Below are 22,412 nucleotides of genomic sequence, written 5' to 3' on the forward strand. Positions count from 1 at the left end.
GGTGCAGGTGGCCTTCGTCGTCGGCTACTCCCAACGGGGCCAGACAAGCGCGTGGGCAGCCGAGCTGGCGCCCGAATATGCTCCCGAGCTGCAGATGGAGGGGCCCACAAGCGGTGGCGTGCCCGCCGACGCGCTGAAGGACGCACTCGACAAGCAGGGCAACGAAGGCAACTCCGCCGCGGCGCTGATGGTAGCGATCGGCCACGATGCGGCCTACCCCGAGCCGAACCTTGACCCCTACCTGACCGAGGCAGGCCGCGCACTGGTGCGGAAACTGCGGGGCGGCTGCGTCCTCGACAACTCCGCGGCCGGTGCCGGGAAAACGCTCGACGACACCCGCATCGGGTTCGGTCGACGCGAGCACCACACATCCCACACGGGTGCGACTGGGCGCCCGTGGTCTCTACCGACAAGGAATTTCGATGTCGAGCAAATCGTGCGCCGTAGTCGCTCTGATCGCGGCCGCCACCGTGGGCGGTTCGGCTGTGAATGCCGTTCCGGCACAGTCGGATACGTGGAGCAATCAGGTTCTGGCCGAGCACGACGCGGCGCGGGCGAAGTTCGGTGCGCCACCGCTTTCGTGGAGTACCGACACGTATTCGGCCGCGATGGAGTACGCCCAACGCTGCGAGTTCCGGCATTCGGACGCCCAAGGCAACTATGGCGAGAACCTGTATGTGAGCACAGATTTGAACGCAGGCATCGAAGACGCGGTCGCGGCGTGGATGGCCGAATCATCGATGTACGACTACAACCGGCCGAATTTCTCCGCCGCGACCGGCCACTTCACCCAGGTGGTGTGGATGTCCACGAAGCAAGTCGGCGCGGCCGCCGTCGTCTGCGCGGCAGGCACCATCCTTCCGCAACCAACCATGTTCATCGTTGCCCGCTATACCCCAGCGGGGAACGTTCTCGGTCAGTTCCCCGAGAACGTGGGCCGGCCTCGGTAGACCCAGTACGCCGACCGGAGGGTCTACCCGCGACACCCGAATCAGTGCCGCTTTCAGGGGCTTCCCCGATGTCCGTGCCCCGCGCACCGATCTACGGTTTCGGTGATAACGGGTAGCGCGAATGGAGAACCCGATGAAGGCGATCATGCAGGATCGGTACGGAGCACCGGAGGCCCTCGAGTTCGGGGACGTCGACCCACCTGCGCCCGGCGACGACGAGGTGCTCGTCCGGGTGCACGCCGCCGCGGTCAACGCCCTGGACTGGCATGTGATGCGCGGAGATCCGTATCTGGCCCGACCGATGATGGGACTGCGTGGGCCGAGGGCGAAGATCCGCGGCCGCGATTTCGCGGGCCGGGTCGAATCCGTTGGGCGAAACGTGACGCGACTGAAGGCCGGCGACGAGGTGTTCGGCGAGGCCGATGGCGCCTTCGCCGAGTACCTGGCCGCGCCGGAAGGCGTCGTGGCGCACAAACCCGCTCGCCTGACCTTCGAGCAGGCGGCCGCGATTCCCTTGGCGGGCAACACCGCACTCATGGGACTGCGGGATCTCGGGCAGGTCCAGCCGGGTCATCGAGTTCTGATCAATGGCGCCTCCGGCGGCGTCGGCACATTCGCCGTGCAGATCGCCAAAGCCTTCGGCGCGGACGTGACCGGCGTGTGCAGCACCAGGAACGTCGACCAGACGCTGGCGCTCGGGGCGGACCGCGTCGTCGACTACACGAGCGACGACTTCACCACCGGCACAACGCGATACGACCTGATCTTCGATCTCGTCGGCAACCGCTCGCTGACCGAATCCCGGCGAGTGCTGACATCCACCGGAAAGCTCGTCCTGTCCGGCGGCGGCGTGTACCGCGGCGGCTCGATCGTCGGGCCGATGGCGCTCATGGTGAAGGGCATGGTGTTGGCGCGCTTCGCCCGCTGGGTGGACGTTCTCCAGGCAGAGCAGCGCGCCGCCAATCTGAAGGCGCTCGCCGAGCTTGCCGAAGCCGGGAAGCTCACACCGGTGATCGAGCGGACCTACCCGCTGAGCGAGGCCGCCTCGGCCATCCACTATCTGGAAACCGAGCACGCGCGCGCGAAAGTCGTCATCACCGTCTGACGACAACCGCCGCGATTCTGCCCGAGCGGCGCGCGCCCGCTGCTCGGGCAGGGAAGCGCCGTACGGCAACTGCAATCGGGGCATCGGCGATGCCCACCTGGCGCGAACTCCGGCCACCAGCCGGTCGCCCGCAGGCTACCGGGGACCTACACAAGACGCCGACGCTGCAACTAGCGAATTGCTTTGCGGGCCAGCGCAATACCGCATGCGCGAGGCCACGACGCCGCGAGCCGACTGCCGCACACCCTCCCCTGCGGCTACCGCACCCTAAGTTACCAGAGATTATCCAATGGCGTCCCCTAGGGCGCACCCTCGCCAGTTCGTCGACTCACGACACCCTTGCGCCGCTGCGAGGCGCAGCCAAGTCATGAAAGATGCGCCAAACCATCGAACAACAGCCGACCGAGCACGACGACGCAACCCACCGCAAAGTCGCGGAGAACGCCGGAACCTCACATCGAGCAAAACGCGGACAGCCCTCCAACGAGCTGCTAAGTTAATAGCAATTCCTCGACCGCTCGGCGACAGGCATGGCCTGTCGCCGCAGGGTCGGGGTCTGCTCGTACTCAATGAGGAGTGACGTCATGGATGGACTCAACAGACGTGATGCGTTGAAGGCCAGCGGGATTCTCGGGGCGCTCGGCGCTCTGGCGATCGTTTCGCCCGCGCGGGCGGAGCCGTGGACCTGGTCACCGCAGGGCTCGGTGGCCGGATCCGGATCCGGCGCCGACCCGATGACGGTGTGGGATCCCGAGGCCGACGAGTTGGTCGCCAGGTTGATCGAAAGGGGCGAAGTCCCCCGGGTCAACGAGTTGTTGCGGACCTGGACCAGGAACGGCCAACCCCTGCCGGACGGTTTGCCTTCGGAGTTGCGCGATTTCATGGAGTACGCGCGTCAGCTGCCGCAGTGGACCGATCGGGCAAAGCTGGGCACCGCGATCGAGTTCAACAAGAAGCGCGGACTCTATCTCGGCGTGCTCTATGGTTTCGCCAGCGGCATGATGAGCACCGTCATTCCCAAGGAGGCGCGTGCGGTCTACTACTCCAAAGGCGGGCAAGACCTCAAGGACCGCATCTCCAAAACCGCCAAACTCGGGTACGACATCGGCAGCAACAATGCCTACGGCCCCGACGGGGAAATGGTCGTCACCTGCGTGAAAACCCGGCTGGTCCACGCGGCGGTGCGGCATCTGCTGCCGCAGTCACCGCACTGGGTGCACTCCGCCGAGGAAGACATTCCGATCAGCCAGAACGACATCATGGTCACCTGGCACAGCCTGCCGACGACCGTCATGAGGCACCTGACCGCCTGGAAAGTGCCGATCCCGCCGCACGAATCCGAGGCATTCCTGCACTCCTGGCAGGTGGCCGCGCACATGCTCGGCGTCCGCGACGAATACATCCCCAATTCGTGGGCCGAAGCCAATTCCCAAGCGGCGCAGGTCCTCGATCCCATCATCGCGGCGACGCCCGAGGGCGCGAGGCTGGCCGACCGACTCTTGGGACTTGGCGCCAATCTCGACTTCGCGATCCTGAGCAAGCCGGTCCTCGGGTCGTTCACCCGCTTCCTGCTCGGCGACAAGATCGCCGACGGGCTGTCCATCCCGAGGGAACCGGTCTGGGACCCGCTGCTCCGATTCAGCTGGGGCCCTTTCATCGCCGTGCGCGAGGGCCTGCTCACCGCCGTCCCGCCCGCGGCGGACGCCTACTGGCTCCTCGACGAATTCCTCCGCAAAGCCGTCCTGGTCTATCTGGCCGAACTGCGCATGCCGATCAGCATCGAACTCCCGATGATGAACCGCGACATGAGCGTGCCACCGCGCTGAATCACGGTCGGGTGTTGAAACGATGTCTGCTGCTTTCTCTTTCGAGCCCACGTCGCTACCGGGCGAGGCCGCGCCGATCTTCGAACGGATCGGCGGCCGCCAAGCCCTGGAGACGGTCGTCGAAGACTTCTACGCGCGCGTCCTCGCCGACGAGGAACTGCGCCCATTCTTCGCCGGCACCAACATGTCCCGCATGAAAGGTCGACAGGTCGAGTTCTTCGCCGCCACCCTCGGCGGACCCGATCCCTACATCGGCCCCCCGATGAAACAGGTACACCAAGGCCGCGGCATCACCCGGCATCATTTCGCCCTCGTGGCAGGCCATCTCACCGATGCGCTGATCGCCGCGGGAGTGCCGCCGGAACTGGTTGCTCAAATCCTTGCCGCGGTGTCCTCGCTAGCCGATGACATCGCCTCGAACCCGTGATCGAACGACACACGGTCCCATGGCGGGACCTTCGGCGCCCGTTTCCTGCTGGTCCGCCGAAATGGTCGTCTATCACCTTGTGCCACAACGCATTCCCAGCAGGGTGTGCCCTCACCTATTCAAGGAGCGCGATAATGCGTACTACCCTTCGCCTTGCCGCCGCCTCGGTCGCGGCGGCGAGCCTCGTCGGCACCGCGACCGCCGCGACAGCCGAACCCAGCCCATCGCCGGTCGCGGCCCCCCAACCCGGAACCGGCTCGTCGGCCGTCGACTCCGGATCGGCGGCGGCCCGCTCGGCCGTGGACTTCCTCCAGCACGGCGACATCATCGGAATCATCGTCCTCCTCGGCGTCACCCCCTTCCAGATGCTGACCGGCGGCATCTGCGACCTCGCCACGCTGTCGGCACTCCCGAACCCGTGCAGGCCGATGGCTCCCCGATACGCGACGACAAGTCCTGTCGCGAATTAGACACCTGGCGCGAAACGTCGCCAGTGCTTTGCCATTGTGGCCACGGACCGTAGTTCCGGTGAGATCGGATGCGCTATCTTTGTTTGCGGAGTACTGGTCAAGATCCACATGGCGCAATCTCTCATCTCATGGCACATCCGGCCCGAGGAGGATTCGACTATGACGACGTTCGCACCAGTCACCATCCAGCAGGCGCAGTTCCCGATCGTTGAATCGTTCACCCAGGACACTGTGACCAACCCGCACTGGCAACTGCTCGGCAGCGCTCGGCTCAACGGCGGCAGCCTCGAGCTCACGCCCAACGCCAATTCCCAGGCCGGGACGGCGTTTCTCGATCAGGCGTTCTCGTCCAAGCTCGGCGTCACCATCGACTTCGACTACTCGTGCGAGGGAGGGTCCACGCTCGGCGACGGCTTCAGCGTCTACGTGATCGACGGTGAGCACACAACGCAGCCCGGCGGCATCGGCGCCGCACTTGGCTACTCCGTCACGAAATCGTCGCAAGAACAAATCGTCGCGCCGGGAGTCACAGCCGGATTCGTGGGCGTCGGCTTCGACAATTACGGAAACTTCGCTACGCCGCTCGCCGGTACAGGAGGCGGCGCACAACGGCCAAACACCGTCGGGGTACGCGGACCCGGCAGTCTGCGAGAGGGGTTCCGCTGGCTGACAGGCGTGCAAGTGCCGGGCGGATTTCGCGCGGCATGGGAGCGCGGTGCGCACATCCAGATCTCCATCATCGGCGGCCGATTGACCGTGCGTCACGCTGACAAAGCCAACCCGAACGGCACCCTGCTGATCGACAACTTCGATCTCGCCAGCACCAACGGCAGGGCACCGGTGCCTGAGACCTTCAAGCTGGGTTTGGCCGCAGGAACGGGCGCCGCGACTGCGTCCCACCGGATCAGGAACCTCACGGTTACCCTGCCCGCGGACATGCCGCTGGAGATGAGCGGGCCGCAGCAGGCGGAGTCGGGACACCGGATCACCTACACCATCGACGTGCAGAATCTCGGCCCCAACGACAGCCCTGACGCCGTGCTGGAAGGTGCGATTCCGACGGAACTGACCGACCTGGAGCTCACCTGCCACGCCGAGAACGGAGCCGTCTGCGGCACCGGTTCGGTCCGGAACGGCTTGCACCTGCCGATCGATCTCCCCAAAGGCAGCAAGGCGACCGTCAGCCTGTCCGGCACCATCGACCCGCAGTACGAGGGCCGCCTCACCTGCACAAGCATGATCACCTCGCCGACACGCGCGAACACCGCCAAGCAGCATTCCGGCTCGGTCACCACCGACGTCGAGCAGCCTCCCGTGACGGTCACTCCCAAGATTGTCGGGCAGTGGGCCCAGACGTGGCCCGAGGACGCGAAGGGATGGGTCATCAGCTACGAACTCGCTCTGGCCGCTCGCGAGCAGCGGGTGGTGTGGTGGGAGATCCGCTTCGACGTACCGGCACGAACCCGCATCAATCCCCAGCAGAGTCAGTGGTACAAGGTGGTCAAGGACGGCACCGACGGATCCGTCGTCATCGCAACGCCCGACGACACCCACACCATCGAGCCCGGCACGCCCCTGACTGTGGCCGTGCAGGTCCTCTATCCGACCCAGCACGAGGCCGGCGACGGCACACTGCGCAACCTGCACGCCACGGAGGTGACCAGCCCATAAGTCTGGTGTGGAGCGACAACTAGGCCACATCGGGCAGGTCTTCTGTTCGCGGTGTCATCTCGTCAAGCGCCCGCCGGGGTAGAAAGGACCACCCCCGGCGGGCCCTTCCGTGCAGAACAAGCGAAGTCACTCGGGTCGTGCCGCGAGTTCGGCAACGGATCTTGTTCCCACCGACAAGAACACCGTCCCCTCCCGCGTCGAAGCGATCAAAGCGATAGACCCCTGAACGCTGGACCTGTCCCCGTCGACGCGCCAACTGGTGACGGTCACAGCTTCCAGACCAGGAGCCGACGCCGACCGTGCGAACTGTCGTTCAGTACGTTCTGACTCCTCGAACATGTTCTAGAGCGTCGGAAACTCGGCCGATCACCGCACAAGCCCGGCATGCTTCCCGGCACGAACCGTCCTGGGAATCAGCCACATAACCCACAACACCCACACGCGAGCAACAAACCGAACATTTGGGACTTCTCCCGAACCGGTTCCAGAAGTTACTGCCCGTTACTACCATGCAGTCAGATCGCGCCACTGTCCCAGCCAGATGGTGCGGCACGACCGCGAACAAGGAAGTAGGGGGTTGCGACGATGCACTCTCTGGTGCGCATGCGCCGAATCAGACCGCTCGCCCTGGTCACCGCGGCGGTGATCGCCGCGATGACGGTGCCCGGCAGCGCCTCGGCCGATCTGCAGTCCGACATCGCCACGGCCGTCCAGGAATTCCTCGATGTCGGCCGAAAGTCGGTGCCGCGCGCGGACTGCGGACCGGATTCGATGCCCGAACCCGGTCTCCAGGGCGACGTGCCCGCCGCCGATCGCGACAGCGGGCGCAGCACGCTGGGCTATCGGTGCAACATGTCGATGGTCGGCCAATTCGCCGGGCGCGGAGCGGGTATCACCTCCACCAGCTTCGAACACTGCGCCTATATGGGCTCGTTCTTTCCCGGTGATCTGATCAGCGAAGGCCGCGGCGTCCAGGTGCTCGACGTCTCGGATCCGGCCGACCCGCGCCCGACGGTCACGCTCACCGAACCCGCCATGCTGGCGGGCACCTGGGAGAGCCTGAAGGTCAATGCCGAGCGCAAACTGCTGGTGGGAACCGGCGTCCCGGTCGGCATCGGCGTCGGCTATCTGTCTGTCTACGACATCTCCGATTGCGCGCACCCACGCCTGCTCAATCCCGGCCCCGGCACCAATCTGGCGATGCCCCTGCCGATTACGACCCACGAGGGCGGCTTCTCCCCCGACGGACGCACCTACTGGGCCTCCGGCATCGCGCCCGGCTTCGTCAGCGCCGTCGATCTCACCGATCCGGCCAACCCGCGCGTCATCTGGCAGGGCTTGACCGGCATCGAAGCGCATGGCTTCGGCATCAGCCCCGACGGCAACCGCATGTATCTGTCCGCGCTGGGCGGTTTCACCGTGCTCGACATCAGCGCCGTGCAGCGGCGTGACCCGAACCCGCAGGTGCACCACATCGGCCGCACGTTCTGGACCGACGGCTGGGCGACCCAGCACAGCATCCCCGTCAGCTATGACGGCAAGCCCTATCTGTTCACCGTCGACGAAGGGGGTTCCGGCGGTGTGAAACTCATCGATGTCTCCGACGACACCGCGCCCAAGGTCGCCAACAAACTGAAGCTCGAGATCAACCTGCCGCAGCATCTCGACGCCAATATCGGCTCCTCCATGGGCGGTTCGGCGTTCGCCTACGAATCGCACTACTGCGCCGCCGACCGCCAGGAGAATCCGACGGCGCTGGCCTGCGGGTGGATCTCCTCCGGAATCCGGGTCTTCGACGTGCGCGATCCGTTCGCGGTGCGCGAGATCGCCTACTTCAACCCGCCCGCGCGCACCGGACGCAATCTCGAGTTGTGGAACTCCCCGCACGCCTTGGCCTCGATCATCGGCGTCCCGCTGATGAGCGCACCGCCCGCCGCGCGCGCCGTGCTGGAGGGGCAGTTCAACCCGGCCGACGCCCTCACACCCCGCACCGGACGGCTCGCCTTCGGCGACGTCTCCACCGACTGGTGCTTCTCCCCGCCCGAATGGCGCGGCAACGACTTGTATGTCGCGTGCTCGGACAACGGGTTCATGGTGTTGCGGCTCGACGAGGCGGTGTACAGCCCGCCCGCCGACCAGCGTTCGATCGTCGGCTCGTGAACGACGGCGACGGAGCCGAGCCGCTGGGAGGTGGAGTCGTGACGATGCCGCGCGGGGTTCGGATCGCCGCGTTCGCCTCGGTCGCGCTGCTCCTGCTGGCGCTCGGGGCCGCACTGCGACCGCTGGCGCTACCCGAAAGGCACACGGCCGCACCGATACTCGACACCATCGAGATCGGCTTCGCACAGGACATGACCGCGCACCACCAGCAAGCGCTGCTCATGACCCAGCGCCTCGATCCGGCGTCGGCGCCGACCGTCCGCCGCGTCGCCGAGCAACTCGCCGACACCCAGCAAGTCGAGATCGGCACCATGCTCGGCTGGCTGCGTCTCGCCGACGCGTCGCCGCTGTCGCCGCGACCGATGGCGTGGATGACCGATGTCGCTGCGTCGCACCGGCATTCAACGCATGAACCGGATGCGCCGATGCCCGGCATGGCCACAACGGCCGAACTCGACGCGCTCGCCGCGGCGCGCGGGCGCGACGCGGAAGTCCTGTTCCTGCGACTCATGATTCGCCACCACCAAGGCGGCATCGCGATGGCGCAGGCGGCGGACCGGCAGCTGACCGACGGGCCGGTCAAGGAGGCGGCCCGCGCGATGATCCAGTCCCAAGGCCAAGAGGTGGGGGTGATGAGCCTGTTGCTGACCCAGCTCGGCGGCGAGCTGCTCCCCCGGTGACTCCCGGCCGCTGTCGGCACTGCCGGAACCCCTCGGTATCGTCGGTGCCGATGGACGGCCGCGGCCGGGAGAGGGTTGGTGCGGGTAGATGATTCAGGTGGACGAGATCACCATTCCCGAACACATCCACGGATATCCGGACGTCGCCTTCGGCGGTTTCGTCGCCGGTGTGCTCGCGACCCGCTGCCCGGCGCCGACCGCGCGCGTCGACTTCCGCGCCAAGGTGCCGGTCGGCACACCGCTGGCGCTGACTTCCACCGCCGTGAACCGCACCGCGCTCACCGACGCCGAGGGCAAAGTTCTCGCCGAGATCGGCAGCGCGACTTTGTCCCTCGATATTCCGCCCGCGCCGAGCTGGTCCGAGGCCGAGGCTCTCACGACGAGCGTCCTCGCGTCGGGCGAACGTCCCGTCACCCACTGTTACGGCTGTGGCTCGGCGTGCGAGCCGGGCCGTGGGCTGCGCCTGTTCCCCGGGGTGCTGCCCGGCCGTGATCTCGCCGCCGCCGCATGGGTGCCGGACCCGGCGCTCGGCGCGGCGGACGGCGCCGTCGCCATCGAAAACGTGTGGTCGGCGCTCGACTGCCCAGGCGGCCACGCCGCATTCCTGCTCTCCGGCATGCGCCGAGGCGCGGTCACCGCCGCCCTCACCGCGACCCTGCTGCGGCCGATCCGGGCGGGCGAGCCGCACATCGCGCACGCCTGGCCGATCGCACAGGACGGTCGCAAGTACACCGTTGGCGTCGCCCTGTCGACCGCGGCGGGCGAGCTGTGCGCGGTCTCCGAGGCGCTCTGGATCGAGCCGCGCGAGCTGTAGGCGATCGAGCCGCGCGCCCACCGGGCTGGACGGCGCCGGAAAAGGAAGAACCCCCGGCCGTCAGGCCAGGGGTCCGCGTGCTCGATCAGCGCGAAATCACAGCGGAGGAAAACCCGCCGAACCCGTGGCCAGCCAATTCCAGAAGGCCGCCGCACGGTTGGTGATCAGGGCGACAATGTCGAGAACGGTGCTTCCCATACTTTCCTTACCTCTCACATAAGTAAACACTTGCTGCCTGGATCTTTCGAGCCAGGTCAGAAGCAGTTTTCACGCTCCACGCTGAGCGCCGAGCACTGCCAGTGTGCCAACAGTGCGCCAACGCACGGGAAGCCGCCCCCTCCCCTGTCGCGTCGGCGCTCGACGCGACCGGTGTCGATTCCCGACTCACGCCTCGGATCGATGGCGACCTCTGCCACCGAGATCGCTCGACCCGCGACGAGCCGACGGCAGCCGACTGCAGTACTCAGCGCTTACGCGGAATCCGGGCACAACGACGCTCCCGAGACCGTGCCCGACAACCGTGCGGTGCTAGGCCTGTCCTTACATCGAGAAGGACGGTCCTACTACCCATCACCCTTCTCGTACCGACGCGGCCTTACCCGTAAGCCGCCACGACATCCGTCAGCACTCGCCCGCGCCTCGGTCCGTGATTCCCCTTGTTACGCGCATACTCACGCACCGCACCAGCTGCGGGGTCCAGAGTCCCAGCCGGTCTTCGATAGCCTCCAACGCCGTCTAGTTGCCGACACGGCGGGTGCCCGCCGACTTGGCCTCGGTGGCATCGCAGTCAGCACATCGACCAGCATCGTGCCGGTGGCCGATCACCGGGGGGTGTGAGACCAGGTACTGAACCCGCGGACCAGCTCGGTGTAGAACTGTTCACCGGGCACCGCGCCTGGGTTCTTACCGACGTTGTAGAAGGCGACATTGCTGAATGTCGCGGTGTTGGAGGAATTCAAGTTCTTGTAGAACGCCATCTTGCCGCGACCGAAACCGACAAAGATCCAGAAGACACCGAGTGTTGCGGAGTTCTGCAGCAGCGTTCGAACCGCTGATTTGTCGTCCGGCTCGTCGCCGACTTGGACTACGACCAATGCGGGGTCGACTGCGCCGGACTCCTGGTAGTGATTGATCACGCAACGCATCGCTTCGTCCACCTGCGACCAGCCCCAGTCAACCTGGGTGTGCAATTGCCCTATCCTGCAGCGATAGTTCTCCAGACTGAGATCCTCGACAAATGGCTCCCTCCGGCCTGAGAAAACCACAGGCACCGTACCGTCGTCATCGAGGTTCACCGAGAGAGCGAGAATCCGCTCGGCAAATGCCTGAACGGTGAAGGACTCGTACAGATCCCGCATATCGTAGCTATGGTCGAGAACCAAATAGACTGCAGCGCGGCGCGTTCCGATGCCAGCACCTACCAGGGCCCTGCTTGCTTCGGTCGCGACCGGCAAGAGAGCAGGCGCCAAGTCGCCGACCTTGGCGAGGTCAGTCGGCGCACCCAGGCCTGTTGTCGAAACCGAACCGACCTGCCCCGCGGGCTCATCGGTCTCGACGTCGACTCCATAATCGATGGCAAGGCCCCCAAGACCGGAGGCGTAGCCTTGTCCCACCCCACGCAACTTCCAAGAATCGTTACGACGGTAGGCTTCGCTGATCACGATGACCGTCTCCCGATTGGCGAAGTCGGGGGCGGTGAATTCGATTGACTGCCCGGCGTTCTGAGTGACCACCAGCTGGGGCGCGCGACTGAAGACCGTGCCCGGGCTCAAAGGGTCGATACTGGCGACCACAACGATCCTGGCGATGTCACTTGGAACCCGCCTGAAGTCGACCGAAACCGTGGTCCCTGCAATCTCGACACCGTCACGCGTCGGGTTGTTGTAGAAGACGAGATCGCTGTCGCTGCGCACCTTCCCGCTGGAGTCAAGTAGCAAAGCCGATACATCGATGGGAGTGCCATCCGACTTGACGGAGAAGGTCACATGTTGTCCCGTGAGTGCAGTGTTCTCGCCCTTGCGCAACGCGATGCTGGACATCTACTTCCTCGGTCGTTGGGGGTGAGACTCGACTCTATCCGCTGAGCTGCCCAAGCCTGTCCGGTTTCCTAGCGATGCGCTAGGACCTCAGCGCTGTTCAACGCGGAGCTGCGGTATTACTGACGACGCAGTGTTCGCGACAGGACGGGTACTCGCACCGTAGCCATGAGGCCGCCGCCATCATGCCGAACAGCGACGGGCCGTCAGCGAGCACCAGCCACCCTCAACGGTCATTGTTGATCTGGTTCCCACGATCGGGTTGTTGCCCGGTGCCGTGCTCGGTCGGACTGTCGACCGAGGCTGAGCCGGGCAACTTTTCGATCCCTGAGTGCGCTCCTTGGCAACCGTCGCGACGAGTTGCCGCAACCACCGCGGCGTCGTTTCGAGAAGTTCTGCGATCGCGTTGTCGTCGGGTTCGTGCTGGCGGATCAGCACGATCGCCGCAGCCTGATCTGCGCGATTTCGCCGATCCGTTCCGCAGCACTGGCTTGCACACGTTCGATTTGCTCCCGCAACTGCGCGGTTTCACGGTCGCGGCTGGCTTCCACTGCCGTGATCGCCTACACCGTGTCCCGATATTCCTTCGCAGCCACTGCGATCACCTATTCCCGCTCGCGAGAGCGTTGTCGTTTGTCGCAAGTCGCTGCCTCAGTCGACTGACCTGATCGTTGGCTCACTGATTCCAGCGACACGTTCACCACAACATCACGCGCCAGCGCCATCTTCGGCTCGACGACCGGCGATCCGCCGATGGTCGTCTCCCACGAAGACGACCAGATGTGCTCGGCCACAACCGATGCCGCGACGAGAGGCCAGCACATACGATCCGCAGAGCACATTGGGCTTCACAGGTCGCCCAGCGGGGAGGATATGGGATGGATCAGGAGCAGTCCGGCGTCGATGGCCACAGCGGGCATGCCGCACCTGCGCAAGGCGGTGGCCCGCTGTCACCGCGCCGAACGCGCCGTCGAATCCTGATCGCGGCGGGACTTGGCGGGATCGGTGTGGGTGCGCTGACCTCGGTCGGCGCGTTCACGATACCCGGTCTGGTGCGCGAGGATCCGGTGTCGGGGGTGGCTGGTCCCGCGAAAAGGGTTCGTGGAAGGTGATCTGGACGGCCTCCGCCTTTGCGCGCAGCGATAGGTACTGGAGCCCGCTGGCAGTCGCGGGTGGGCGTGTGTTCGTCACCGGATCCGATGACCGGCTTCGCGCGCTGGACGCCGCGAGCGGTGCGCAGGTGTGGAGCGCGCCGCTCGAAGAACTCGGCCCGACGCTGAGACCACTGGGGCCCTTGGTCGTCGGCGACAACGTCATCGGTCTCGGCCGCCATCTCACCGCCTTCGACAGCACAACCGGGACACCGCGCTGGCACACCGACGACATCTCGGGGCTCGCGGGCCTGGCTGTCACCGCCGAACCGGCGACCGTTTACACCGCACGAGGGCTGTCGGATCATCTCGCTGCCCTCGATGCCGCCACCGGCTCCGTGCGGTGGACGGTCCCGTTGCGCGCCGAGGCTTTCGCCGCCGGCGCCGGGGTCGTGGCGGCGATCGAAGCACGCGCGCTAGTAGTGGTCGATGCGGTGACCGGGACCCCGCGATGGCGCGCCGAGACCAAGGCAGTCCCGCTGAACGTGCACGTCTGCGGCGATCTCGTCATCGCGCTCGGCTACAGCGACGCCGAGGCGTTCGATCTCGCCACCGGCGCCCGGCTCTGGGCACGCGACGACATCCAAGGCGACTTCGCGACAGCAACGGGGGACTCGGTCTTCCTCGGCGGCAACTCCAAACGCAGCGGCGTCGTCGGCTCCCCCACCGCCGTGCACGCCCTCGATCGACGCACCGGGCGCACCCGATGGAAGTGCTCGGCTACGCCAGCGCCCCCGGTGGTCGCGGACGGGCAGGTGTACGTGGTATCGGCAAGAATGCTGCAAGCGCTCGACGCCGCCACCGGCGCACTCCGCGGGCAATGCGAGATCGGCTCCGTCGAGAGCACAGTGACGATCGTCGACCGCACCGCCTACGTTTACGGCGGTGACGGTCAGGTCTACGCCGTCGCTGTGTAAGACCACCGCTGAGGGTGGCCACGGCTTGGTACGGTTCGCCGCAACTTGCAGACCAGCGCGCAGGCTATCGGCACTGCGCTGCGGCTCGGTCGAGAACTATCTCGCCGACGGCCGGGGACTCGGCGCGGACACGATAACCGAACTTCGAGCGAAGCTGGTGCGCTGACCCATCGACCGAGCAGGTGGCGCGGGCCCCGTGCCACCGGCCGGTCGACCGCAACTTGCCGGTGCGCGAATCTTCTCGATTCATCGCGGCGGTCACTTCTACAAAGCCGCCGAGGCCGCCACCCACGCTGCGCCAGCCGCCGCCTCGCCGAGGATCGTCTCCTAGGATCGGCGGACCACGCGATCCGCAGTCCAGGCAAGCGGGGGGCGACCGGTGCGGTGCCTGCATGGGTTCCCCGGCTGAGCCGCATCGCAGCCGGTCAACGGCGAATCACGCGATTACCCGTTCCCCGCCACCGAGGGCCTCGAGTCCGGCAGAATTTCTCCGAGCGTGTCGTCGATCGTCTGCGCGGTCGGCCGTGTTGGGATGTGCGGGTGAGTTCCAGCCGTCCGCGGCAGTCGCTGACGTTCGCGCTGGTCGATACCGGTTTGCTCGACGACCGGACAAGCCTCCCCAGATGACCCTGCGGATCCAGGCCACCGACCTGGGTGCCGGGCCGACACCACACTCTGAGCATTGTCGAGAAAGGGGATATTCGTGAAGCTCGAGACCACCGTCTCCGCTGCACTCTGCGCGCTCGGCCTTGCCATCCTCCCCGCTGTCGAGGCCCACGCCGACGATCGCGTCATCGTCGGCCCTGGAACCTCCATCGGGCTCTGCACCATCGCCTCCGTCGGCAACGACCGCCACGGCAACCTGGTCGCGCTGACCGCCGGGCACTGCATGCGCGTTCCGAACCAGCGCGTGAGCGTCGGCGGCCGAGACGTCGGGTACTTCGCGGCGTGGTCGAGCAAGTGGCCTTCGGCGCCCTTCCTGGAGGACGCCCAGCTCGACTACGCGGTGATCCAGCTGGACCCCAAGATCGTCAAGCCCACCAACCTCACCCCGGCGGGCAGGCGCGTCGACCGCATCACGACTCAGCTCGATCCCAAACAGCTGCTGTGCAAGTACGGCCAGGTCACCGAGCACACCTGCGGCAACATGCTCGAACGCGACGGCAACGCGGTGCGGTCCTGGCAGCTGGTCTTTCCTGGCGATTCCGGTGGTCCGGCCTACGCGGGCTCGGCGCTGGTGGGCATCGCCTCCTCGATCAACCTGATGCGTATCTGGGCGCCCATCCAGTTCACCGGAATCAGCGGCGTGCTGGCGGACCTCGCGGCCCAGGGTGGCGTCGGCGCCGGCTTCACCCCGATCCGTTAGGAAACGGCGCGGGATCGAGACACCGGCTCACCGATGCTCGTCCGGCTGGTCGGGCAGGCGGCGAGTTTCGAGCGGCCGGGTCGCCGGGCCATGGATGACAGTGCCGTCGATGCCGAAGCGTGAGCCGTGGCACGGGCACTCCCAGGCCCGTTCGGCGTCGTTGAACGCGACGAGGCAACCGAGATGCGTGCAGGTCGCCGAGACCGCGTGCGGCGTTCCGGCGTCGTCACGAAACACCGCGCACCGCTGCCCGGCCACCCGTACGACCGCACCGGTCCCGGGTGCGATGTCCGCTACCGAGTCGACGTGTGAGCTGCGAAGCCGGTCGCCGATGAAGTGTTTCGCGACCTTGGACTGAGCTTTCAGCAAGGGACCGGCTTCGGCCATCAGGTGCAACCGCCGCGGGTCGTACAGATCGGTCCACGGCGGCGGATCGCCGGTGACCAAGCCGGTCAGCAGCCGGGAGGCGAGCACGCCGTTGCTCATTCCCCACCCGTTGAATCCGGTGGCCACGTAGACACTCTCCGCGCCGGCGTGCATCACCCCGATGTAGGGCATCTTGTCGGGTGTCGAATTGTCTTGCGCTGCCCAGCGATAGCGGATCTGGGCGGCAGGGAACCGGTCGGCGGCCCAGTCCATCAGCGTCTCGAAGCGTCCGGTCACCTCCCCTGCCCCGGGGGTGAACATCTCGCCGGTGACGATCAGCAACCGCCGACCATCCGTGAAGGGGGCGGTGCGCACCGAGCGCGTGTTGTCTTCGGGCGTGATGTAGGTGCCGTGCGGATCCTGCTCGGCCGGGATCGACGCGGCGACGACGAGATGGCGCTGCGGGACCAGCCGCGCGAACAGCAACGCCCGGTCGAACACCGGATAGTGCGTCGCCACCACGACCGAATCCGCGCGAACGCGGGCACCGGACTCGGTGGTCAGCGTGTGGGGTCGGACCTCGTCAAGATCGACGATGCGAGTGCGTTCATAGATCACGCCGGTGCGCGCGGTGATCGCCTCGGCCAGCCCCAACAGGTAGCGGCGCGGATGGAACTGCGCCTGATCCTCCACCCGAACCGCCGCCGCGACCGGGAACGGCAGCTCGGTCTCGGTCACCACCGACGCTCGCAGTCCGGCCTCCGCGGCGGCCGCGGCCTCGGCGCGGACCCGGTCTACCAGGTCCTCGCTGTGGACATACGTGTAAGCCGGGCACCGCTCGTATTGGCAATCGATACCCAACGTTGCGGCGGTCCGTTCGACGTGATCGACGGCGTCCTGCTGCGATGCGGCATACAACCGCGCCGCCTCCGCGCCGAACGACGAGGCGAACTCGCTGTAGACCAACGTGTGCAGGGCCGTCAGCTTCGCGGTGGTGTAGCCGGTGACCCCGGCCGCGATGCGGTCGGCCTCGAGCACCGCCACCGAACGGCCGGTCAGCACCAACTCCCACGCCGTGCACAACCCGGCGATCCCGCCGCCGACGACGGCCACATCCACGGTCGTATCCGCGGCCAGAGGCGGGTACGCGGTCGCGTCGGTGGAATCCATCCAGAACGATTCGTCGATCACCCCAGGGATCACACCGCCCGCATACCCTCGGCAACCCCACCCAATCCCACCCGCCGCTGACAGGCTCGTGGTTGGAGCGACGAAGTCTCAGGACGGCCCGATCATCGCTCCGGGGAAGACGGCGTCACGAAAACCGCCGCCGACTTTCCCGCCTCCGCCTCCCGCGGTCCAGCTCGGCTCCCCCGTCTGCCAACCGTCGTGTCGGTACCACTCCAGGTCGTCGTTTCCGTCGATGCGGTAGATCTGGCCGCTGCCGTCGTAGGAGCCGAACACCCTGCGGTACGCATCCCAGCCGCTGCCGACCCGTCGACCGCCCGCACTCGCGGTCCAGGTGGGCGATCCGTCGATCCAGCCGTCGTGGCGGTACCAGTCCATCTCACCGTCGGCCGTGATCCCGTAGATGATGCCGCGGCCGACCGAGAACACTTTCGGATACACGCCCCACCCGGCGCCGACGTGCCGACCGCCCGCACCCCCGGTCCACCACGGCGACCCGTCGGTCCACCCGTCGTGGCGATGCCAACGCAGATCACCCTCGGGCGTGATCCCGTAGATGACGAAACCGTTGGGCTGCCCCGCCACCACCCGGGTACCACCAGCGAACAACTGGGCATACGCATTCCAGCCGCTCCCTACGAGACGGCCGCCATCCCCCGCCGTCCAGGTCGCGGTACCGTCCTCGAACCCCTCGTGGCTATACCAGTACATATCCCCCGCCGGCGTGACCGCGTAGATAATCCCCCGCGCTCCGCCGCAGAAAGCGGAGCTGTAGGCATCCCAGCCGGAACCGACGGTCACCCCTCCACCGAGCCCCGTCCAGGCGTTCGTGCCGTCCGATACTCCGTCGTGACGAGCCCACTGCAAGCGTCCGTCGGGCTTGACCCAGTAGAAGATTTGACCGAGATCACTCATCGGTCCTCCATTCGGTTACCGATTGGGGAACGCGGAGCTGCCAGTCAGCCGAAGTATTCCACGTGGGCCGAGGTGCCACGGTAATTCGACGGCATCCGTCGGCAACCGTGATTTCGCGGCGCCGACCGCTGGGGCAGTGATATCGATAACCAATATGTTGACGCCGCTTACACTAAGGTAGTGTAAGCGCTGCACACATTACGCCCGTCGAAAGGGAAAACTGGGATGTACGCGGTGACGCTCGACAGCTTCGGTGGACCGGAGGTCATGAAATGGGCCCGGGTGGACGACCTGCCCGCCCCTGGCCCTGGCGAAGTGGCCATCGACGTGGTGGCCGCGGGGGTGAATCGCGCCGACGTCATGCAACGCTACGGCCTCTACCCGCCGCCGCCCGGCGCGAGCGAAATCCTTGGCCTGGAGGTTTCCGGTTTCGTCGCCGAAGTCGGTGCGGGCGTGGCGGATTGGCAGCCCGGCGACACCGTGTGCGCGCTGTTGGCAGGCGGCGGCTACGCCGAACGGGTGAACGTACCCGCCACGCAACTACTTCCGGTACCCGAGGGCGTGAGCACGACCACCGCGGCGGCGCTGCCCGAGGCCGCCGCTACCGTCTGGTCGAATCTGGTGATGACCGCGGGTCTGCGCAGTGGACACGCGCTGCTGATTCACGGCGGCGGCAGCGGAATCGGCACGCACGCGATTCAAGTCGGCCGAGCGCTCGGCGCTCATGTAGCGGTGACGGCGGGATCGCAATTCAAGCTGGAGCGGGCCAGGGAACTGGGGGCCACCACATTGATCAACTATCGCGAACAGGATTTCGCGGATGTCATGACCACCGAGCATTCCGGTGCCGACGTCATTCTCGACATCATGGGCGCCGGCTATCTAGAGCGGAATGTGCAGGCCCTGGCCGAGGACGGCCACCTGACGATCATCGGATTGCAGGACGGGGCAACCGCGGAACTGAATCTCGGTCTACTGCTGTTCAAACGCGGCTCCGTCCACGCGACGAACTTGCGTCGCCGCCCGGAACGCGGTCCCGGATCGAAGGCCGAGATCATCGCCGAACTGCGCGAGCATGTGTGGCCGTTGATTTCCCAAGGAAAGGTCGTGCCGGTCGTTTCCGCCGAAGTCCCCATCGCCGACGTCGCCGAGGCGCACCCGTTGCTGGACTCCGCCGAGACCGTCGGCAAGGTGGTGCTCACGGTTCGCGAGCCCTGACCCGGCACGCCGCCCGATCCGCCGCACCTCGGGTAGCCATTACCCGACCCAGGGTCCGAGTATCGCGTAGACCGCGGTGCGGATCCGATCGGCAACCGCCTCGGCGGGCGCGGCCTCGAACTTGCCGTCCATGTGCAGGAAGGCGAGACCGTGCACAAGCGCCCACACCGCCGTGGCCATCCCTTCCGTATCGGCAGTGGGAAATGCTTGCCGCACAATGGCTTTGAGGTACTCGTTGATCGCATCCACCGCGGCCACCCGCTCGGAGCTGGTCGGATCACAGCCCTCGGCGAACATCACCCGGAACAGCCCCGGCCGCGTCAGCGCGAACTGAACGTAGGCGACCGCGGTGGCGGCGAGCCCTTCCTTCGTGGCCGGTTCGGGATGCGCCGCGGCCAGATGCGCGGCCAGCTCGCGGTAGCCCACCGCCGCGACGGCGGACAACAGGGCATTGCGGTCGGCGAAGTGACGATATGGCGCCGCGGTGGACACACCGGCTCGCCGGGCTGCCGCGCGGAGCGACAGCTCGGTCGCGCCGCCTTCCTCGAGGAGCTCCACCGCGGCGCGCACCAGCGCATTGGGTAGATCGCCGTGGTGATACGACGTGGTCGACGTTGCCATGGCTACAACCTAACAAGTGTTGGCAGCGCTTACATACACCTTCTAATGCGGGCCGTCGCCGCCCGGCTGCACGCGGGCACGGTCAACGTCAACGACGCCTTCGCCGCCGCGTGGGGCAGCGTCGACGCACCGATGGGCGACATGGGCGACTCGGGACTCGGTCGCCGCCATGGCGTCGGCGCTCGCTGAGGGCACAACCGCCCGGCGAACGCCGCATTCCGTGACACGAAGGCGTGATTTCGCGCCACCCCGCCAAAAGACGAATCCCCCGGTCGACTCGATCGGCCGGGGGATTCGTTGTCGCTCAGCGCATTACACGCAAGCCAGCGCCTTGGCCTCGCGGCGGCGGCGGTGCAGGATCGGCTCGGTGTAGCCGTTGGGCTGCTTGGTGCCCTCCAGGATCAGTTCCTTGGCGGCCTGGAAAGCGATGCTGCCCGCGAAGTCGGCGGCCATCGGGCGGTAGTTCGGGTCGCCCGCGTTCTGCCGGTCGACGACCGGGGCCATCCGCTCCAGGCTGGCCACCACCTCGTCGGCGGTGACGATGCCGTGGCGCAGCCAGTTCGCCATCAGCTGGCTCGAGATGCGCAGGGTCGCACGGTCTTCCATCAGCGCGACGTCCTTGATGTCGGGCACCTTGGAGCAGCCGACGCCCTGGTCGATCCAGCGCACGACGTAGCCGAGGATGGACTGCGAGTTGTTGTCCAGCTCCTGCTGCTTCTCCTCCGCGGTCCAGTTCGGCGCCGCGGCGAGCGGGATCTCCAGGATCTGGTCGACGGTGGCGCGGCGACCGCCCTTGGCGATCTCGGCCTGCCGCTTGAACACGTCCACCAGGTGGTAGTGGGTGGCGTGCAGGGTGGCGGCGGTCGGCGAGGGCACCCACGCGGTGTTGGCGCCCGCCTTCGGGTGGCCGACCTTCTGGACCAGCATGTCGGCCATCAGGTCCGGCATGGCCCACATGCCCTTGCCGATCTGCGCCTTGCCGGGCAGGCCCGCGTCCAGACCGGTGTCGACGTTCCAGTCCTCGTAGGACAGGATCCACTGCTGGGCCTTCATGTCGGCCTTGCGGACCATCGGCCCGGCCTCCATGGAGGTGTGGATCTCGTCGCCGGTGCGGTCGAGGAAGCCGGTGTTGATGAACACCACACGCTCCTTGGCGGCCTGGATGCAGGCCTTCAGGTTCACCGTGGTGCGGCGCTCCTCGTCCATGATGCCGACCTTGAGCGTGTTGCGGTCGAGGCCGATCACGTCCTCGATACGACCGAACAGCTCGTTGGTGAAGGCGACCTCGTCGGGGCCGTGCATCTTCGGCTTCACGATGTAGACCGAGCCGGTGCGGCTGTTCTTCAGCTCGGTGTCACCGTTGAGCGAGTGCTTGGCGATCAGCGAGGTGATCAGTCCGTCCATGATGCCCTCGGGCACCTCGTTGCCGTCCTTGTCGAGGATGGCGTCGGAGGTCATCAGGTGGCCGACGTTGCGCACGAACAGCAGCGAGCGGCCGTGCAGCACCAGTTCGGAACCGTCCAGCGCGGTGTAGACGCGGTCCGGGTTCATGGTGCGGGTGAAGGTCTTGCCGCCCTTGGCGACCTCCTCGGCCAGCGTGCCCTTCATCAGGCCGAGCCAGTTGTGGTAGCAGAGCACCTTGTCCTCGGCGTCGACCGCCGCGACCGAGTCCTCGAAGTCCATGATCGTGGTGACCGCGGACTCCAGCACGACGTCCTTGACACCCGCGGTGTCGGTGCTGCCGATCGGCGACTCCGGGTCGATCTGGATCTCGATGTGCAGGCCGTTGTGCTTCAGCAGCACCGAGGTGGGCGAGGCCGGGTCACCGAGGTAGCCGACCAGCTGCGAGGGGTCGGCCAGACCGATCTCGGTGCCGTCCTCGAGACCGACCTCGAGCTCACCGTCGACGATCTTGTACGAGGTGGAGCCGATGTGCGAACCGGTGATCAGGGTGACGGCGTCGTCGAGGAAGTTGCGCGCCCACTCGATGACCTTGTCGCCGCGCACCTTGTTGTAGCCGGTGCCCTTCTCCGCGCCGTTGGCCTCGGAGATGGCGTCGGTGCCGTAGAGCGCGTCGTAGAGCGAGCCCCAGCGCGCGTTGGCCGCGTTGATCGCGAAGCGCGCGTTCATCACAGGAACCACCAGCTGCGGACCTGCCGTCGACGCGATCTCGGCGTCCACGTTCTGGGTCTCGATCTGGAAGCCGGCGGGCTCGGGGCGCAGGTAGCCGATCTCGGTCAGGAAGTTCTTGTAGGCGGCCTTGTCGTAGTTCGCGCCCGGGTTCTCCGCGTGCCAGGCGTCGAGCTTGCCCTGGATCTCGTCGCGCTCGGCCAGCAGGGCGCGGTTGCGCGGAGCGAGATCGTTGATCACCTGCTCGGCGCCTGCCCAGAACGCGGCGGAATCTACGCCGGTACCGGGAAGCGCCTCGTTCTCGACGAACTCGTGGAGAACGCTGGCCACCTGGAGCCCGCCGACCTGAATCCGCTCTGTCATCTACTGCCTCACTTCTGAGAAAGCCGGGTGGAAAAGAC

17 protein-coding genes and 2 pseudogenes are annotated in these 22,412 nt (G+C 66.6%); 14 read left to right on the top strand and 5 right to left on the bottom strand.

Features of this window, described 5'->3' with window-relative positions:
• Window positions 1-7: 7 nt before the first annotated feature.
• The 10 genes and pseudogenes from NAM01S_RS37130 to NAM01S_RS02400 all read left to right on the top strand — a co-directional run.
• Window positions 8-304, top strand: a pseudogene (locus NAM01S_RS37130) (lipase family protein); the annotation flags it as partial.
• Window positions 305-422: 118 nt separating this feature from the next.
• Window positions 423-950, top strand: a complete 528-nt coding sequence (locus tag NAM01S_RS02360) for a CAP domain-containing protein (RefSeq protein ID WP_067778489.1) — start codon at window positions 423-425, stop codon at window positions 948-950.
• A 133-nt stretch (window positions 951-1,083) separates the two neighbouring features.
• The gene (locus tag NAM01S_RS02365; protein ID WP_067778973.1) at window positions 1,084-2,055 is read left to right on the top strand and encodes an NAD(P)-dependent alcohol dehydrogenase; all 972 of its coding nucleotides are present in this window, start codon (window positions 1,084-1,086) and stop codon (window positions 2,053-2,055) included.
• Between the two features lie 584 nt (window positions 2,056-2,639).
• Window positions 2,640-3,881, top strand: a complete 1,242-nt coding sequence (locus tag NAM01S_RS02370) for an oxygenase MpaB family protein (protein WP_067778493.1) — start codon at window positions 2,640-2,642, stop codon at window positions 3,879-3,881.
• A gap of 22 nt (window positions 3,882-3,903) precedes the next feature.
• Window positions 3,904-4,308, top strand: a complete 405-nt coding sequence (locus NAM01S_RS02375; protein ID WP_067778495.1) for a group I truncated hemoglobin — start codon at window positions 3,904-3,906, stop codon at window positions 4,306-4,308.
• A gap of 134 nt (window positions 4,309-4,442) precedes the next feature.
• A complete protein-coding gene (locus NAM01S_RS02380) occupies window positions 4,443-4,778 on the top strand; it encodes a hypothetical protein (protein WP_067778497.1) in 336 nt (111 codons plus the stop codon).
• Between the two features lie 36 nt (window positions 4,779-4,814).
• Window positions 4,815-6,449 carry an L-type lectin family protein gene (locus NAM01S_RS02385; RefSeq protein WP_157107559.1) on the top strand — a complete coding sequence of 545 codons (1,635 nt, stop codon included), beginning with the start codon at window positions 4,815-4,817 and terminating at the stop codon, window positions 6,447-6,449.
• 585 nt (window positions 6,450-7,034) lie between these two features.
• Window positions 7,035-8,609 (top strand): LVIVD repeat-containing protein, encoded by a 1,575-nt coding sequence (locus NAM01S_RS02390; RefSeq protein ID WP_067778501.1) that lies wholly within the window; start codon window positions 7,035-7,037, stop codon window positions 8,607-8,609.
• 44 nt (window positions 8,610-8,653) lie between these two features.
• Complete coding sequence (locus NAM01S_RS02395; protein WP_174554765.1) at window positions 8,654-9,289, top strand: DUF305 domain-containing protein; 636 nt, start codon at window positions 8,654-8,656, stop codon at window positions 9,287-9,289.
• An 88-nt stretch (window positions 9,290-9,377) separates the two neighbouring features.
• Window positions 9,378-10,103 (top strand): PaaI family thioesterase, encoded by a 726-nt coding sequence (locus NAM01S_RS02400; RefSeq protein WP_067778504.1) that lies wholly within the window; start codon window positions 9,378-9,380, stop codon window positions 10,101-10,103.
• An 821-nt stretch (window positions 10,104-10,924) separates the two neighbouring features.
• On the opposite strand, the gene NAM01S_RS02405 is transcribed toward NAM01S_RS02400, so the two are convergent.
• Window positions 10,925-12,142, bottom strand: a complete 1,218-nt coding sequence (locus tag NAM01S_RS02405; protein WP_067778507.1) for a VWA domain-containing protein — start codon at window positions 12,140-12,142, stop codon at window positions 10,925-10,927.
• Window positions 12,143-13,247: 1,105 nt separating this feature from the next.
• Here NAM01S_RS02405 and NAM01S_RS02415 point away from each other — a divergent pair.
• Complete coding sequence (locus tag NAM01S_RS02415; RefSeq protein ID WP_169810796.1) at window positions 13,248-14,207, top strand: outer membrane protein assembly factor BamB family protein; 960 nt, start codon at window positions 13,248-13,250, stop codon at window positions 14,205-14,207.
• Between the two features lie 703 nt (window positions 14,208-14,910).
• Window positions 14,911-15,573 carry a chymotrypsin family serine protease gene (locus NAM01S_RS02420; protein ID WP_067778517.1) on the top strand — a complete coding sequence of 221 codons (663 nt, stop codon included), beginning with the start codon at window positions 14,911-14,913 and terminating at the stop codon, window positions 15,571-15,573.
• 27 nt (window positions 15,574-15,600) lie between these two features.
• On the opposite strand, the gene NAM01S_RS02425 is transcribed toward NAM01S_RS02420, so the two are convergent.
• Entirely contained in the window at window positions 15,601-17,130 is a 1,530-nt protein-coding gene (locus tag NAM01S_RS02425; protein ID WP_253798119.1) for an FAD-dependent oxidoreductase, read from the bottom strand.
• Between the two features lie 87 nt (window positions 17,131-17,217).
• The gene (locus NAM01S_RS34685; protein ID WP_157107560.1) at window positions 17,218-18,042 is read right to left on the bottom strand and encodes a tachylectin-related carbohydrate-binding protein; all 825 of its coding nucleotides are present in this window, start codon (window positions 18,040-18,042) and stop codon (window positions 17,218-17,220) included.
• Window positions 18,043-18,267: 225 nt separating this feature from the next.
• Between NAM01S_RS34685 and NAM01S_RS02435 the strand changes: the two genes are divergently transcribed.
• Window positions 18,268-19,260: an NAD(P)H-quinone oxidoreductase gene (locus NAM01S_RS02435; RefSeq protein WP_067778523.1), complete on the top strand. Its 993-nt coding sequence runs from the start codon at window positions 18,268-18,270 to the stop codon at window positions 19,258-19,260.
• 39 nt (window positions 19,261-19,299) lie between these two features.
• On the opposite strand, the gene NAM01S_RS02440 is transcribed toward NAM01S_RS02435, so the two are convergent.
• Window positions 19,300-19,881 (bottom strand): TetR/AcrR family transcriptional regulator, encoded by a 582-nt coding sequence (locus NAM01S_RS02440; RefSeq protein ID WP_067778526.1) that lies wholly within the window; start codon window positions 19,879-19,881, stop codon window positions 19,300-19,302.
• Between the two features lie 51 nt (window positions 19,882-19,932).
• Between NAM01S_RS02440 and NAM01S_RS37135 the strand changes: the two are divergent.
• A pseudogene (locus NAM01S_RS37135) lies at window positions 19,933-20,254 on the top strand (hypothetical protein); the annotation flags it as partial.
• Here the strand turns inward: NAM01S_RS37135 and NAM01S_RS02445 are convergent.
• Window positions 20,194-22,374, bottom strand: coding sequence for a malate synthase G (locus NAM01S_RS02445; RefSeq protein WP_067778529.1), 2,181 nt, complete (start codon window positions 22,372-22,374; stop codon window positions 20,194-20,196). The pseudogene NAM01S_RS37135 and the gene NAM01S_RS02445 overlap by 61 nt on opposite strands.
• Between the last annotated feature and the right edge of the window lie 38 nt (window positions 22,375-22,412).

The organism is Nocardia amikacinitolerans NBRC 108937 (assembly GCF_001612615.1).
Taxonomy (GTDB): Bacteria; Actinomycetota; Actinomycetes; order Mycobacteriales; family Mycobacteriaceae; genus Nocardia; species Nocardia amikacinitolerans.

What these genes read in the sequence shown, in the direction of transcription:
- NAM01S_RS02400 (WP_067778504.1), top strand. Translation starts at nt 9,378, where the DNA reads ATGATTCAGGTGGACGAGATCACCATTCCCGAACACATCCACGGATAT.
- NAM01S_RS34685 (WP_157107560.1), bottom strand. Translation starts at nt 18,042, where the DNA reads ATGAGTGATCTCGGTCAAATCTTCTACTGGGTCAAGCCCGACGGACGC.
- NAM01S_RS02435 (WP_067778523.1), top strand. Translation starts at nt 18,268, where the DNA reads ATGTACGCGGTGACGCTCGACAGCTTCGGTGGACCGGAGGTCATGAAA.
- NAM01S_RS02370 (WP_067778493.1), top strand. Translation starts at nt 2,640, where the DNA reads ATGGATGGACTCAACAGACGTGATGCGTTGAAGGCCAGCGGGATTCTC.
- NAM01S_RS02365 (WP_067778973.1), top strand. Translation starts at nt 1,084, where the DNA reads ATGAAGGCGATCATGCAGGATCGGTACGGAGCACCGGAGGCCCTCGAG.
- NAM01S_RS02445 (WP_067778529.1), bottom strand. Translation starts at nt 22,374, where the DNA reads ATGACAGAGCGGATTCAGGTCGGCGGGCTCCAGGTGGCCAGCGTTCTC.
- NAM01S_RS02395 (WP_174554765.1), top strand. Translation starts at nt 8,654, where the DNA reads ATGCCGCGCGGGGTTCGGATCGCCGCGTTCGCCTCGGTCGCGCTGCTC.
- NAM01S_RS02360 (WP_067778489.1), top strand. Translation starts at nt 423, where the DNA reads ATGTCGAGCAAATCGTGCGCCGTAGTCGCTCTGATCGCGGCCGCCACC.
- NAM01S_RS02375 (WP_067778495.1), top strand. Translation starts at nt 3,904, where the DNA reads ATGTCTGCTGCTTTCTCTTTCGAGCCCACGTCGCTACCGGGCGAGGCC.
- NAM01S_RS02405 (WP_067778507.1), bottom strand. Translation starts at nt 12,142, where the DNA reads ATGTCCAGCATCGCGTTGCGCAAGGGCGAGAACACTGCACTCACGGGA.
- NAM01S_RS02440 (WP_067778526.1), bottom strand. Translation starts at nt 19,881, where the DNA reads ATGGCAACGTCGACCACGTCGTATCACCACGGCGATCTACCCAATGCG.
- NAM01S_RS02380 (WP_067778497.1), top strand. Translation starts at nt 4,443, where the DNA reads ATGCGTACTACCCTTCGCCTTGCCGCCGCCTCGGTCGCGGCGGCGAGC.
- NAM01S_RS02390 (WP_067778501.1), top strand. Translation starts at nt 7,035, where the DNA reads ATGCACTCTCTGGTGCGCATGCGCCGAATCAGACCGCTCGCCCTGGTC.